At 66.0% G+C, this 13,836-nt stretch carries 11 protein-coding genes and 1 tRNA gene; 5 read left to right on the plus strand and 7 right to left on the minus strand.

Features of this window, described 5'->3' with window-relative positions; all coding sequences use genetic code 11:
- Positions 1-150: 150 nt before the first annotated feature.
- Entirely contained in the window at positions 151-1,683 is a 1,533-nt protein-coding gene (locus MFF26_RS23850; protein WP_137829835.1) for an acyl-CoA carboxylase subunit beta, read from the plus strand.
- Positions 1,684-1,829: 146 nt separating this feature from the next.
- Here MFF26_RS23850 and MFF26_RS23855 read toward each other — a convergent pair whose 3' ends face one another.
- Positions 1,830-2,105 carry a hypothetical protein gene (locus MFF26_RS23855; protein WP_137829834.1) on the minus strand — a complete coding sequence of 92 codons (276 nt, stop codon included), beginning with the start codon at positions 2,103-2,105 and terminating at the stop codon, positions 1,830-1,832.
- Positions 2,106-2,338: 233 nt separating this feature from the next.
- Positions 2,339-2,413, minus strand: a tRNA-Val gene (locus MFF26_RS23860).
- 206 nt (positions 2,414-2,619) lie between these two features.
- On the opposite strand from MFF26_RS23860, the gene MFF26_RS23865 reads away from it, so the two are divergent.
- From MFF26_RS23865 to MFF26_RS23875, 3 genes are all read left to right on the plus strand, one after another.
- Positions 2,620-3,264 (plus strand): TetR/AcrR family transcriptional regulator C-terminal domain-containing protein, encoded by a 645-nt coding sequence (locus tag MFF26_RS23865; protein ID WP_137829833.1) that lies wholly within the window; start codon positions 2,620-2,622, stop codon positions 3,262-3,264.
- Positions 3,265-3,296: 32 nt separating this feature from the next.
- Positions 3,297-4,316, plus strand: a complete 1,020-nt coding sequence (gene ilvC / locus MFF26_RS23870) for a ketol-acid reductoisomerase (protein ID WP_137829832.1) — start codon at positions 3,297-3,299, stop codon at positions 4,314-4,316.
- A gap of 192 nt (positions 4,317-4,508) precedes the next feature.
- Positions 4,509-5,162, plus strand: a complete 654-nt coding sequence (locus tag MFF26_RS23875) for a pyridoxamine 5'-phosphate oxidase family protein (protein WP_137829831.1) — start codon at positions 4,509-4,511, stop codon at positions 5,160-5,162.
- Here the strand turns inward: MFF26_RS23875 and MFF26_RS23880 are convergent, their stop codons facing one another.
- The 4 genes from MFF26_RS23880 to MFF26_RS23895 all read right to left on the minus strand — a co-directional run bounded on the left by MFF26_RS23880 (position 5,163) and on the right by MFF26_RS23895 (position 10,637).
- Positions 5,163-5,852 (minus strand): haloacid dehalogenase type II, encoded by a 690-nt coding sequence (locus MFF26_RS23880; RefSeq protein ID WP_137829830.1) that lies wholly within the window; start codon positions 5,850-5,852, stop codon positions 5,163-5,165.
- 4 nt (positions 5,853-5,856) lie between these two features.
- Positions 5,857-6,918, minus strand: a complete 1,062-nt coding sequence (gene trpS, locus MFF26_RS23885) for a tryptophan--tRNA ligase (protein ID WP_137829829.1) — start codon at positions 6,916-6,918, stop codon at positions 5,857-5,859.
- A 283-nt stretch (positions 6,919-7,201) separates the two neighbouring features.
- Positions 7,202-7,918 (minus strand): PhoH family protein, encoded by a 717-nt coding sequence (locus tag MFF26_RS23890; protein ID WP_137829828.1) that lies wholly within the window; start codon positions 7,916-7,918, stop codon positions 7,202-7,204.
- A gap of 382 nt (positions 7,919-8,300) precedes the next feature.
- The gene (locus MFF26_RS23895; protein WP_308447767.1) at positions 8,301-10,637 is read right to left on the minus strand and encodes an ATP-dependent helicase; all 2,337 of its coding nucleotides are present in this window, start codon (positions 10,635-10,637) and stop codon (positions 8,301-8,303) included.
- Between the two features lie 120 nt (positions 10,638-10,757).
- Between MFF26_RS23895 and MFF26_RS23900 the strand changes: the two genes are divergently transcribed.
- Positions 10,758-11,033: a hypothetical protein gene (locus MFF26_RS23900; RefSeq protein ID WP_137829826.1), complete on the plus strand. Its 276-nt coding sequence runs from the start codon at positions 10,758-10,760 to the stop codon at positions 11,031-11,033.
- Between the two features lie 184 nt (positions 11,034-11,217).
- On the opposite strand, the gene MFF26_RS23905 is transcribed toward MFF26_RS23900, so the two are convergent.
- A complete protein-coding gene (locus MFF26_RS23905; protein ID WP_238308747.1) occupies positions 11,218-13,749 on the minus strand; it encodes a TonB-dependent receptor in 2,532 nt (843 codons plus the stop codon).
- Between the last annotated feature and the right edge of the window lie 87 nt (positions 13,750-13,836).

The following is a 13,836-nucleotide window of genomic DNA, read 5'->3' on the forward strand; positions in this document are numbered from 1 at the left end:
GACGTGAGGATCGGGTACGCAAGGCCCCCCAAAGCACCGTTTCCGCCGGCCAGGGCGCGTGCTAAGGGCGATCGATCAAGGCAAGGTCAAGCTCATCCGCTCATCTTGCATTCAAAAGACGATTTGGCCGCAGGGAGGCTCCTCAGGACCATGAAGGACATTCTCGAGAAGCTCGAAGAGCGTCGCGCCCAGGCCCGTCTCGGTGGCGGTGAGAAGCGGCTCGAGGCCCAGCACAAACGCGGCAAGCTGACCGCGCGCGAGCGCATCGAACTCCTGCTCGACCACGGGTCGTTCGAAGAGTTCGACATGTTCGTGCAGCACCGCTCCACCGATTTCGGCATGGAGAAGCAGAAGATCTCCGGCGACGGCGTCGTCACCGGCTGGGGCACGGTGAACGGCCGCACCGTGTTCCTCTTCTCCAAGGACTTCACGGTCTTCGGTGGCTCGCTGTCCGAGGCGCACGCCGCCAAGATCGTCAAGGTCCAGGATATGGCGCTCAAGATGCGCGCCCCGATCATCGGCATCTTCGATGCCGGCGGCGCCCGCATTCAGGAGGGCGTGGCCGCGCTGGGCGGTTACGGCGAAGTGTTCCGCCGCAACGTCGCCGCCTCGGGCGTGATCCCGCAGATCTCCGTCATTATGGGGCCGTGTGCGGGCGGCGACGTCTACTCGCCGGCCATGACCGATTTCATCTTCATGGTGCGCGACACGAGCTACATGTTCGTCACCGGACCCGACGTCGTGAAGACGGTGACCAACGAGGTCGTCACGGCGGAGGAGCTCGGCGGCGCCAAGGTCCACACCACCAAATCCTCCATCGCCGACGGCTCGTTCGAGAACGACGTCGAGGCGATCCTGCAGATCCGCCGCCTGCTCGACTTCCTGCCCGCCAACAACATCGAGGGGGTGCCGGAGATCGAGAGCTTCGACGACGTCGATCGCCTCGACAAGTCGCTCGACACCCTGATCCCGGACAACCCGAACAAGCCCTACGACATGGGCGAGCTGATCCGCCGGGTCGTCGATGAGGGCGATTTCTTCGAGATTCAGGCGGCTTACGCTCGCAACATCATCACCGGCTTCGGCCGCATCGAGGGCCGCACGGTCGGCTTCGTGGCGAACCAGCCGCTGGTTCTGGCGGGCGTGCTCGACTCGGACGCCTCGCGCAAGGCCGCCCGATTCGTGCGCTACTGCAACGCCTTCTCGATCCCGATCGTCACCTTCGTCGACGTGCCGGGCTTCCTGCCGGGCACCGCGCAGGAATATGGCGGCCTGATCAAGCACGGCGCCAAGCTGCTCTTCGCCTACAGCCAGGCGACCGTGCCGCTCGTCACCATCATCACCCGCAAGGCCTTCGGCGGCGCCTACGACGTGATGGCGTCCAAGCATGTCGGCGCCGACCTCAACTATGCGTGGCCGACGGCGCAGATCGCGGTGATGGGTGCCAAGGGTGCGGTCGAGATCATCTTCCGCGCCGAGATCGGCGATGCGGAGAAGATCGCCGAGAGGACGAAGGAATACGAGGATCGCTTCCTCTCGCCCTTCGTCGCGGCCGAGCGCGGCTATATCGACGAAGTCATCATGCCCCACTCCACCCGCAAGCGCATCGCCCGCGCCCTCGGGATGCTGCGCACCAAGGAGATGGAGCAGCCCTGGAAGAAGCACGACAACATCCCGCTCTGAGGCTGCTGTTCGATCCGCTTCCATCGTCCTGAAGCGCCCTCGAAGGGGTTCCGGTCTTCACGAAGACTTCTGGATCCCGCCTTCGAGGGCGTCTCTTCGCGTCATCGGCGCGGGATGAGGGTGTCGAGGGGGGGCGCCGTGCGCCGCTACTCCGGCACCGCCGCCACGCACAGCCGGACCGCCGCGTCGAGTTCGAGGTCGCGCGGGTCGCCGATATTCACGGTCTCTTCCAAGCAGCGGATGAAGTAATCGCGATCGAGCCGGGGCGAGAGTGCCGAGAACGACTTGGCGAGGCGGTTGGCGAGATCGATGCGGTCCGCGCTCGAGGCACGGCGATAGGTGCTGAGCTTGTCGGTCACCGAGAGCCGCGCCTCCGCGCCACCGACTGAGCCTCCAAGGAAGCCGCAGGTCAGGAGCAACACGCCGATCCGGTGAAGCCTCGCTCGGCCTAGGCGTGTGGCGGGGACTGCACGGCAGAGCGGCATCGGCATGTCCTGACAGCATCCGAAAGCGGACGAGCCGTCAGTGTCTCCGCGCAGCCGATGCCGGGTCAATGGCAATCGGTCAGGCAAAACTGCCCGACGCATTTGGACGAACGGCGTGGAGACACCGTGCCTTCCGACACCTGATGGGATCGATTTCGATGAGAGGGGCGTGGTGGGCGCGACAGGGATCGAACCTGTGACCCTTCGCGTGTGAAGCGAATGCTCTCCCGCTGAGCTACGCACCCGTACCCCGACATGCCGCCCGGGAAAGTCGGCATGGGCGCCGCAAACGCGACGTGAGCGCCGTATACGTCGGGTCGCGGCGCTCGTAAAGCGCCTTGTGCGACGGCGATCACGGTTGTTTCGCTCACCCGCTCATCCGCCTTGCGACACCCGCCGAATCGGATTAGAGAGCCGAACCGTACGGTACAGTACGGCATCGACCCCGGATATGCCCCCGAGCGCCGCCCTCCTCGACACGCCGACGGAACAGCCCTCCCTGCGCCAGCAGGCGGTGCTGGACGCCGTGCTGTCGCTGATCGTCGAGGGTGGCGATCCGCTGACCATGGATGCGGTGGCGCGGCGCGCCAGCTGCTCCAAGGAAACGCTCTACAAGTGGTTCGGCGACCGCGACGGGATGCTGACGGCCACGGTGCGCTGGCAGGCCTCGCGGGTCCATGCGGGCCGCACTGAGATCGACAGCCTCGACGCCGCGACGTTGAGGGAGAACCTGCGCGACTTCGCCGAGAGCTGGCTCGCGGTGATCGCGAGCCCGACCTCGGTCGCGCTCAACCGGATCGCCGTGGCGCATGCGGGCTCCCACAAGAGCAATCTCGGCGCCATCGTGCTGGCAAACGGGCGCTTCGCCATCGGCGAACGGGTCAAGCCCGTGCTGGAGGCGGGCCGCGCCGCTGGGCTCCTCGCCTTCGACGACACGGAAGGCGCGTTCCGGACCTTCTTCGGTCTGGTCGGCCGCGATATCCAGATCCGACTCTTGCTCGGCGACGCGCTCTCCCTCGACGCCGCCGGGATCCGAAGCGACGCGGCGAACGCCGTCGAGCAGTTCCTGGCCCTTTACGGCCGGGCAAAACCCTGACCCTCAAACCACGAAGAAGAGAGGACACCGCCATGCGCGTCTATTACGATCGCGATGCCGACCTGAACCTGATCAAGGGCAAGAACGTCGTCATCGTCGGCTACGGCTCCCAGGGCCACGCCCACGCGCTCAACCTGCGCGATTCCGGCGTCAAGAACGTCGTCATCGCCCTGCGCGAGGGTTCGGCCACCGCCAAGAAGGCCGAGGCCGAGGGCTTCAAGGTCATGAACGTCGCCGACGCCGCCAAGTGGGGCGACGTGGTGATGATGCTCACCCCCGACGAGCTGCAGGGCGACATCTACAAGGAGTCGCTGGAGCCGAACCTGAAGCAGGGCGCCGCGCTCCTGTTCGCCCACGGCCTCAACGTGCATTTCAACCTGATCGAGCCGCGCAAGGATCTCGACGTGCTCATGGTCGCCCCGAAGGGCCCCGGCCACACCGTGCGCGGCGAGTACCTCAAGGGCGGCGGCGTGCCGACCCTGATCGCCATCGCCCAGGACGCCTCGGGCAACGCCCATGATCTCGGCCTGTCCTACGCCTCGGCCAATGGCGGCGGCCGCGCCGGCATCATCGAGACGACCTTCAAGGAAGAGTGCGAGACCGACCTGTTCGGTGAGCAGGCCGTGCTGTGCGGCGGCCTCGTCGAGCTCATCAAGGCCGGCTTCGAGACCCTGGTCGAGGCGGGCTACGCCCCCGAGATGGCCTATTTCGAGTGCCTGCACGAGGTGAAGCTGATCGTCGACCTCATCTACGAGGGCGGCATCGCCAACATGAACTACTCGATCTCGAACACCGCCGAGTACGGCGAGTACGTCACCGGCCCGCGCATCGTCACGCCGGAGACCAAGGCCGAGATGAAGCGCGTCCTCAACGACATCCAGTCGGGCATCTTCACCCGCAACTGGATGCTGGAGAACAAGGTCGGCCAGACCTCGTTCAAGGCCACCCGCGCCAAGCTCGCCGCCCACCCGATCGAGGAAGTCGGCGCCAAGCTCCGCGGCATGATGCCGTGGATCTCCGAGAAGGCCCTCGTCGACAAGTCCAAGAACTGATCTCTTGCGACATGCAGGCCGTGCTCTGCTCGGCCTGACCGTTGAGATTGAGGCCGGTGTCGCGAGGGCGGCGCCGGCCTTTTTCGTGCGCCGTGTCGGGCATTTTGCCCTTCGCCAGCGAACTGCCGACGTGCCAAAAGAGCCTCACCCGCGAAAAGACGGGCCGGACGGAAACGGGTAGGGAAGATGAGAATGGAATCGCTCTACAGCGAGGAGCACCGTGCGCTCCAGGACGCGTTCGAGACCCGGAAGCTCGCCGATTTCCTCGACAAGCACCACGTTCAACCGGTGATCGGCGAGATGGAGCGCGGCTTCATCGAGAGCCGCGACATGTTCTTCCTCTCCACCGTCGATCCCGAGGGCAACCCGACCGTCTCCTACAAGGGCGGCCCGACCGGCGTGGTGAAGGTGCTGGGGCCGAATGAACTGGCCTTCCCCGGTTTCGACGGCAACGGCATGTTCCTGTCCATGGGCAATGTCGCCGGCCAGGGTAAGGTTGGCCTGCTGTTCATCGATTTCGAGACGCCTCACCGCCTGCGCGTCCAGGGCACCGCCCGGATCGTGCGCGACGATCCGCTGCTCTCCGAATGGGCGGAGGCGAAGTACGTCGTGCGGGTCGAGGTGACGAAGGCTTGGGTCAACTGCCCGCGCTACATCCACAAGCACACCAAGGTCGAGCAGAGCCGTTACGTGCCGAAACCCGACGCCGAAACGCCGCTGGCGCAGTGGAAGCGCCTCGATTTCGTGCAGGAGGTCATCAGCGAGGAGGACAAGGCCCGCGTCGCGCAGGAAGGCGTGCTCGACATGGAAACCTACGGCGCCAAGGTGATGCGCGGCGAGGGCTGATCAGCCCCCGAGCTGGCGCGCCAAGTCCGCGAGATCGCTTGCCGCGTAGGTGACCGGCACGGCGGGCCCCGTCTCGCCGCCTGCCGGTCCGTTCTCCCTCGGGCGGGCGATGTGAGCCGTGGAGAGCCCCTCCCCGGCCGCCGCGGCCAGATCGTTTGAATGGGCGGCGACCATCAGGATTTCGGCCGCGGCGTATCCCAGAGCCGTCACGGCGTCGCGGTAGAGGGCCGGTTTCGGCTTGTAGTCCCGGGAGAACTCGGCGCCGAGGACGGCGTCGAAGACGAGGCCGTTGCGGCGGGCGAGCGCCACGATCAGCCGGACATGCCCGTTCGAGAGCGGCGCCAGCACGAATTTTTGGCGGAGGGCCGCCATCGCGGCGGGCACCTCCGGCCATGCGTCGAGACGGTGCCAAGCCAGCACCAAGTCCCGCTTCACCTCCGCGGCGGCGTCCGCATGGCCGAATTCCACCAAGAGGGCGTCCAGGCTCTCGGCCTGGAGCGTGTCGAGGTCGGCGAAGGGACGTCGGCCGGAACGGACCGCCTCCATCGACGGCTGGTAGCGCGCGCGCCACGCATCGGCGAAGGCGCCGCCGTCGATGCCGGGGAGTCGCTGCTCGGCCTCGCGGGCGACGCCGGAGCGCCAATCGACCAGCGTTCCGAACGTGTCGAAGACGAGCGCCCGGATCGCCATCGGCCTACACCGCCCTGAGCGCCGGCCCGCGCCGGACGAAGCCGACGATGTCCTTGACGGCGTCGAGCGTCGGCGCCGCAATGGCCTCCGCCCTCCCCGCGCCATCGGCCAGCACCGCGTCGATATGGGCCGGATCGGCCACGAGCCGCTTCATCTCGGCATTGATCGGCGCCAGGGTCTCGACCGCGAGATCAACCAGGGCCGGCTTGAAGCTGGAGAACTGGGCCCCGCCGAAATCCTTCAGCACGTCCTCGCGGGTGATGCCGCGCAGGGCTGCGAAGATGCCCACGAGGTTGTCGGCTTCCGGGCGGCCCTTCAACCCCTCGACCTCCGAGGGCAGCGCTTCGGGATCGGTCTTCGCCTTGCGCACCTTCTGGGCGATGGCGTCGGCGTCGTCGGTGAGCGCGATGCGCGAATATTCGGACGGGTCCGACTTCGACATTTTTTTCGTACCATCCCGAAGCGACATCACCCGCGCGGCCGGCCCCCCTATCAAAGGTTCCGTGATCGGGAAGAACTGCTCGCCGTGGCCATGCGCCTGGATCGACGGGCCGAAGTCGTTGTTGAATTTCTGAGCGATGTCGCGGGTCAGCTCGAGGTGCTGCTTCTGGTCCTCGCCGACGGGAACATGCGTCGCCCGGTAGGCCAGGATGTCGGCCGCCATCAGCACGGGATAATCGTACAGGCCGATCGACGCGTTCTCCCGGTCCTTGCCGGCCTTGTCCTTGAACTGCGTCATGCGGTTGAGCCAGCCGAGCCGCGCCACGCAATTGAAGATCCAGGCCAGTTCCGCGTGCTGCGGCACCTGGGACTGATTGAAGACGATCGAGCGCTTCGGATCGATGCCGGCGGCGAGGAAGGCGGCCGTGACCTCGCGGATCTGCCCCTTGAGCGCTTGCGGATCCTGCCAGAGGGTGATCGCGTGCAGATCGACCACGCAGTAGAGGCACTGCGCATCGCGTTCCTGCATCTCGACGAAGCGCTTGATGGCGCCAAGGTAATTGCCGAGATGCAGGTTTCCGGTCGGCTGGACGCCGGAGAAGACGAGTTCGTTGAACGCGGCCATCGGCTCGGGTCCCAGGGTGAGGCCGGGCCGAGGCGATCTCGCATCCCGTTCGAAGGGGCGTTCTCTGGCCCGGCGGTGCCGCCGGGTCAAGGCGAGGGAATAGGTCTGAGGCCAGGGTACCACCGTCGTTCCGGTGCGCCGCAGGCGAACCCGGATTCCACGACTCGGCGCAACACCGTCCAACAGCCGCGCATCACGGATGGGTTCCGGGATCCACGGTGCGGCCACGGAATGACGATGGAAAGGCAAGCGGCGAGGATCGACCTCGCCGCCCTCGCCTGCCCTAGAGGCTCGCCTCCTCGAACGCCCGCACCCATTCGGCACAGATGCCGGAGCGGACGATGTCGTCGAGGGTGAACTCCACGATCGGAATGTTCATCATCCGGCTCTTCACCAGATGGATCACGGTGCGGAGCCCCGACGTCTCCCGCAGATCCGTCTGCGAGACGTCGCCGTTGATGATGACCTGGCAATCGTCGCCGATGCGGGTCAGGAACATCTTGATCTCGGCGGTGGTGGTGTTCTGCGCCTCGTCGAGGATCACGAGGCAGTTCTTGAAGGTGCGGCCGCGCATCACCTCGAACGGCACCACCTCGATGTCGCCGGCCTTGACCGCGACGTCGAAGGCGCCCGCGCCCATCCGCTCCTTCATGGTCTCGGTGAGAGGGGCAACCCAGGGGGCGATCTTCTCCTCCAGGGTGCCTGGAAAGAACCCGAGGGAGCGGCCCGACGGAACGTTCGGGCGGGTGATGACGACTTTGGCGATCCGGCGCTGGCGGAGCTGGTCGGCGGCGCGGGTGCCGGCGATGTAGGTCTTGCCGGTGCCGGCCGGACCGAGGACGATGACTTGTGAAGAGGAAGCGAGAGCGTCGAGGTACTGACCCTGTTTATCCGTCAGGGGTTGGATCGGAGCGGGGTTCCGTTCTTCATCGAATCGCGTTCGATGCATCCGGATCGACCGATCCTCAACCAGTTCAAGCCGTGCGCGTCGTCTCTTCATGGATGAACACTCCACCTTGACTCGTGCGTGACTTACTCAACCTCGATGTCTTAATCGGCCTCGACTGTCTTCTCGTCTCCCCGTAACTGAACAACACCGCAGCTCCGGCCGTTCGTGTTGTTGCAAGAGCAAAGCCAACCCTGCCGAGTCGGTTCCACGCGGTTTCGTAATCTCTGTGGAATGCGTCTCTTTCGCCACGCAGGTTTGCCCGCCCGAGCCTTGCAGGCTCCGGCGACGGCAAAGTGACGGGTGGGCGAAGAAGCGATGACGCGCCCTCGAAAGGGTGTGGCCGATGGATCGGGACGATCCTGGCATGCGCATCGCGGGCATCGCCCTCCTCGGGCGAGCGGGCCACCGGCGGGAAACCCGCCGGCCGGACGCCTCATCCGGGTTGGACGAAGCTGTCGAGGACCATCTTCCGGCCGGCCTTGTCGAAGTCAACGGTGAGCTTGTTGCCATCGATGCCGGCCACCGTGCCGGGGCCGAACTTGGTGTGGAAGACCCGTGCGCCGTGCACGAAGGCCGATGCCGCGGCGGTGGATTTCGCCACCAGCTCGCCCTCGATCTCCCGCGGCCCCGCCGAGCGCCCGGCCCCGCGATTCCCGCTGCCGAATCCCCCGGAGGTGTTGGCCTGCGCCCGCTGCCAGCCGGGCGTGCCGTAGGAGGAGCCGAAAGGGGTCGGATTGCGGTCGAACCGCGAAGCGCCGGCGCTGAAATGCGCGGGCGCCTCGATCACGTCGACGGCCTGGGGCGGCAACTCGTCGATGAAGCGCGAGGGAATCGTGGAGGACCACAGCCCGTGGATGCGCCGATTGACCGCGAATGACAGCTTGGCGCGCTTGCGGGCCCGGGTCAGGCCGACATGGGCGAGGCGCCGCTCCTCTTCGAGCCCGGCGCGCCCGCTCTCGTCGATGGCCCGCTGGTTGGGGAACAGGCCGTCCTCCCAGCCGGGGAGGAACACCGTATCGAATTCGAGCCCCTTGGCGGCATGCAGGGTCATCAACGAGACTCGGTCCGCCCCTTCCGCCTCGCTCGCCTCCATGACGAGGGAGACGTGCTCCAGGAAGCCCGCCATATCGGGGAACTCCTCCATGGAGCGCACGAACTCCTTGAGGTTCTCGAGGCGTCCGGCGGCATCGGCCGAGCGGTCCTTCTGCCACATCTCGGTGTAGCCGGATTCCTCCAGGATGGTCTGAGCGACTTCCGGATGGGGCTTCGTCTCGATCAGCCGGGCCCATCGCGAAAAGCTCTCGACGAGGCCGCGCAGCATCGAGCGGGCCCGTGGCTTCAACTCGTCGGTCTCAATGAGTTTTCTGGCCGCACCCAGGAGGGGAACCCGATCGGCGCGGGCGAAGGCATGCAGCGTCTGGAGGGTCGCGTCGCCCAAGCCCCGCTTCGGCGTGTTGAAGATCCGCTCGAAGGCGAGGTCGTCGGCGCCGTTCATGGTGACGCGCAGATAGGCCAGCGCGTCGCGGATCTCGGCCCGCTCGTAGAAGCGCGGGCCGCCGATCACCCGGTAGGGCAGGCCCACCTGGACGAAGCGGTCCTCGATCTCGCGCATCTGGGCCGAGATGCGCACCAGAACCGCGATCTCGGACAGCGGATGCTGTTTGCGCTGAAGCGACTCGATCGATTCGGCGATCTGGCGCGCCTCCTCCTCCGAATCCCAGGAGCCCATCACGGTGACGGGCTCACCCGCTTCGTCCTCGGTGCGCAACGTCTTGCCGAGCCGGCCCTCGTTCTTGGCGATGAGGCCGGAGGCGGCCGCCAGAATATGCCCGGTCGAGCGGTAATTGCGCTCGAGGCGGACCACGGTGGCGCCGGGAAAGTCGTGCTCGAAGCGCAGGATGTTGTCGACCTCGGCCCCGCGCCAGCCATAGATCGACTGGTCGTCGTCACCGACGCAGGCGACGTTCTTTCGCGCCTGCGCGAGGAGCCGCAGCCAGAGATACTGGGCGACGTTGGTGTCCTGATACTCGTCGACGAGGATGTAGCGGAAGCGGTCCTGATAGTTGGCCAGGATGTCCGGGTTCTCGCGCCACAGCTTGAGGCACAGCAGCAGGAGATCGCCGAAATCGACCGCGTTCAGCGTCGCCAGCCGCGCCTGATAGGCGGTGTAGAGCGTGCCGCCCTTGCCGAAGGCGAAGGCCTGCGCCTCCCCCGGCGGCACCTGCTCTGGGCCGAGGCCCCGGTTCTTCCAGCCATCGATGGTGTGGGCGAGCGAGCGGGCCGGCCAGCGCTTCTCGTCGATGTTCTGATCGGCGATGACCTGTTTCATCAGCCGGATCTGGTCGTCGGTGCCGAGGATCGTGAAGTCGGATTTGAGCCCGACCAGCTCGGCGTGGCGCCGCAGGATCTTGGTGCCGATGGCGTGGAAGGTGCCGAGCCAGGGCATGCCCTCCCCCGCCGGCCCGATCAGCGCACCGATGCGGTGCTTCATCTCCCGGGCGGCCTTGTTGGTGAAGGTCACCGACAGGATATCGTAGGGCCGCGCCTTGCCGGTGGCGATCAGGTGGGCGATGCGGGTCGTCAGCACCCGCGTCTTGCCGGTGCCCGCGCCGGCCAGCACGAGGACCGGACCCTCCGTCGCCTCCACGGCGCGGCGCTGCTCGGGGTTGAGGCCGGACAGGTAGGATGCGCCATCGGGGCGCAGAGCGGCCATGGCGCGGGCGGCGATCGAAGCGGGAGCGGCCTCCGGCTCTCTGTCACGGTCATGCATCATGCCCGCATCCCTGGACCAAAAGGCGAACGCCGTCGAGACCCGTGCGGAACCGGCCCTCCCCTTCGGGCGTCACTTCCTCAGAGGCCGATCCATTCATCCCAGAGGACAAGCGAGGCCATGAGAGCCTTTCCATTGAGCGTTCAAAATCGTCGAGTCGCGGGCGTCGCCGCCGTGGCGCTGCTCGCCGGCATTACGGCGGCCGACGCCCAGGTCCTCGGCCAGGGCGGCAACAGCGGCACTAGTCGCATGAACCAGAATTTCGAGATCCAGAACCAGAACCGCAATTTCCAGCAGCGCCAGACGCTGGAGAACAGCGCCGTGCGCAATCAGATCCAGCGCGCGCCGCTGAACCAGCCGCCGCCGAGTGGACCGGGCGCCTTTCCCCGGCGGTGAGGTACGAGGTGTCTTTCCTCAGCCTCCATTCATGAATCGCTGCTTCGTTGAGAGGCGGGTGCGGTCCGTTCTCTCCGCGTCGAGACACAGGCTTCCTGCCTTGAAAAACGGAGGGGCCGCCGGAGCGTCTGCCCATCTCTGTCTCGGCGCCCAGTGAGTCATCGGGAAGAGGGAGGCACGCGATCTACAGGTCGACCGCGACTGAGAGAAGGTAGGTCCGGGGCGTGCCCTGAAAGAACGTTCCGAAGGATGCCACCCCGGTCCAGTAACGCGCGCCAGTCACGTTGAGAACGTTGGCACGGATTGTCGTCCGATATCCGCCCACCAGGGTGGCGTAGCGCAGGCCGAGATCGAGACGCGCCCAGTCCGGCAAAGCCTGCGTGTTCGCAGTATCGATGAACTGGCGGCCCGTGTAGATCACCGCGCCATTCACCGTGAGGCCCGGCATCCAGGGTAGATCCCATTCGCCGCCGACATTGAGTTGGACGCTCGGAACGCCGATCGGAGTGTGGCCGACATTGCTGGTAAACGCCGTCTTCGTCAGGACGCCGTCGAGAAGCGTGAGACCGCCCAGGATGCGGGCTTGAGGTGTGATCTCGCCGTAGACGCTGAACTCCAATCCTCTGACCTGCTGCTCGCCGGTCTGTGCGAAGCGGCGTTGCGGGCTGAGTTCGCCGATCGGTCGCGTGATTTGAAAGGCGCTGAAGGTTGTGCCGAGGGTGCCCCACCAATTGACCTTGAGCCCGGCCTCGACCTGGTGCGCGACGTAGGGCGCGAGGACTTCACCGGAATTGCCGGCTGCCGCTGGCGCCACCTCGCCGCGGCTCAGACCCTCGATGTAATTCCCGTAGATCGACACGTTCTCCCAAGGCCGTACGACGAGACCGACCATCGGACTGAGGGCGCTCTTGTCGTAGGACGATGCCAGCGTGCCGACATTGGAGGTGTAGTTGTGCGCCTCGATGCCTTGATGGCGCAGGCCGAGCGTGAGGAGCAGACGATCATCGAGAATCGACATCGTGTCCGCGATCGAAATCCCGGTCAGGGTGCTGTCGTAGAGCCGCGGCCGCGAGTCGATCACGGTCGGCGCGATGTAGGACGCCCGAACCGGGTCATAGAGGTTGGATCGGTAGCTGCCGCGGGCGCTCATGAGGCGGCGGTCGGCATCTTCCTGATAGCGAGAAGCCTGCACCACGAAGGCATGGCGGATGAAGCCGGTATCGAATCCGGCCCTTACCCCGCCATCCACCGTGTAGCGCTCGACGCCGAGGCTGTAGAATTGCGGGCTTGTGCTGGTGTCACCCCGCGCATTCAGGATCGTCGGTGCCGATGCAAAGTAGCGCTCGACACCGCTCTGCGAGCCGCCGACATCGCCGAATAGCGTGATCTGGTCAGTGAGATCGTATTCCAGGCGCAGCAGGCTGCTACGGTCGTCGATGTCCGAATATTCCCACGGCTGGCTCACGTTTCGGCGGCCGTCGGGGGCACGGGGCACTCGAACGCCCGATTGTAGGAGGAACGGTCGCAAGGGCGCATCGAAGCGGTCGGTCTGCGCCAGCATGTACAGCGATGCGCGGAACCGTTCGCCTTGATAGTCGAGGGCCAAGGCCCCAACCCCCATCGTTTCGGATTGCCGGTCGATCGGCGTGTTGCCGCCCCGGAGACTGCCAACGACGCGGATGCCCCATTCGCGGTTCGCGCCGTAGCGTCGGGCCAGATCGAACTGGCCGCCGCCTCGCGCGGTCGAGCCGTAATCGAGGGTGATACGTGTCAGATCCTCTCCGGCCCGTTTCGGAACGATATTGATGACGCCGCCGATGCCGCCGTTGGGAGAAACGCCCGAGAGCGCGGCGGACGGTCCTTTGAGAACCTCGATCCGTTCGGCGTAGTCCGTGAAGACACGGAAGCTCGGAGCGATCCCGTAGACCCCGTCAAAGGCGACTTCGCCACTGGTATTCTCGTTGAGGGGAAAACCGCGGATGTAGAACGAATCAAAGGGAGCCCCCGTCGATTGTGTGGCCCGTACGGAGGGGTCGAGGGCGAGCGCTTCGGACGCGGTGAGCGCCTGACGATCGCGAATGAACCTGTCGGTGTAGCTCGTCACGCTGAAGGGAGACTTGGCGATGTCCGTATTGCCGAGCATGCCGAGCCGCGCACCCTGCGCCACCTGACCACCGGCATAGGCGGATGGAAGCCGGGATGCGCTAGGTCCTGCTTTCGTGTCTTTTGCCTGAGCCGCGACCGACAGCTCTTCCAGTTGGATGCCGGTTGGTGGCGCGGGTTCCCGCAATTGGACATAGCGTGGATTGACCAGGGTGATCGTCGCGGCACCGGCGCTACGGTAGGTCAGGTCCGTATCGCGGAGAAGCTCGGCCAAGGCGTCGATTGGACGGAATGCCCCTGCGATGCCCCGTGTCGTCAGACCGGCGGTGAGCGCGGTCTCGTAAGCCAGCGTGATCGAGGTCTGCTTGGCCAGTGCCTTCAAGGCAGCGTCGAGTGTTCCCGGCTCGATCGAGATATGCCGGGGCTGGTCGGACGCGTCCTCCCGCTGCGATACGACCTTTGCTGCGACGGGAACAATGTGGATACGCTTTCCGGCCTCCAACAGGATCGGAGGCGAAGGCTTGTCCGATGCCGATGCCGTTTGGCCGATCGCCGCCATCAGAGTCGCGCTGACCGCCGTCGACAGCCTGAAGGCCGTACCACCAATCCGCATCCCCAACTCCCAACCCTCGTCCCAGGCGAGGGTCGGCGCATCGTGCTGTCTCGCCCCTCATACGGAGAGACTGACGAGTTCCCGAAA

The sequence above is a fragment of the Methylorubrum suomiense genome (assembly GCF_022179765.1).
In the GTDB taxonomy this organism is placed as follows: Bacteria; Pseudomonadota; Alphaproteobacteria; order Rhizobiales; family Beijerinckiaceae; genus Methylobacterium; species Methylobacterium suomiense.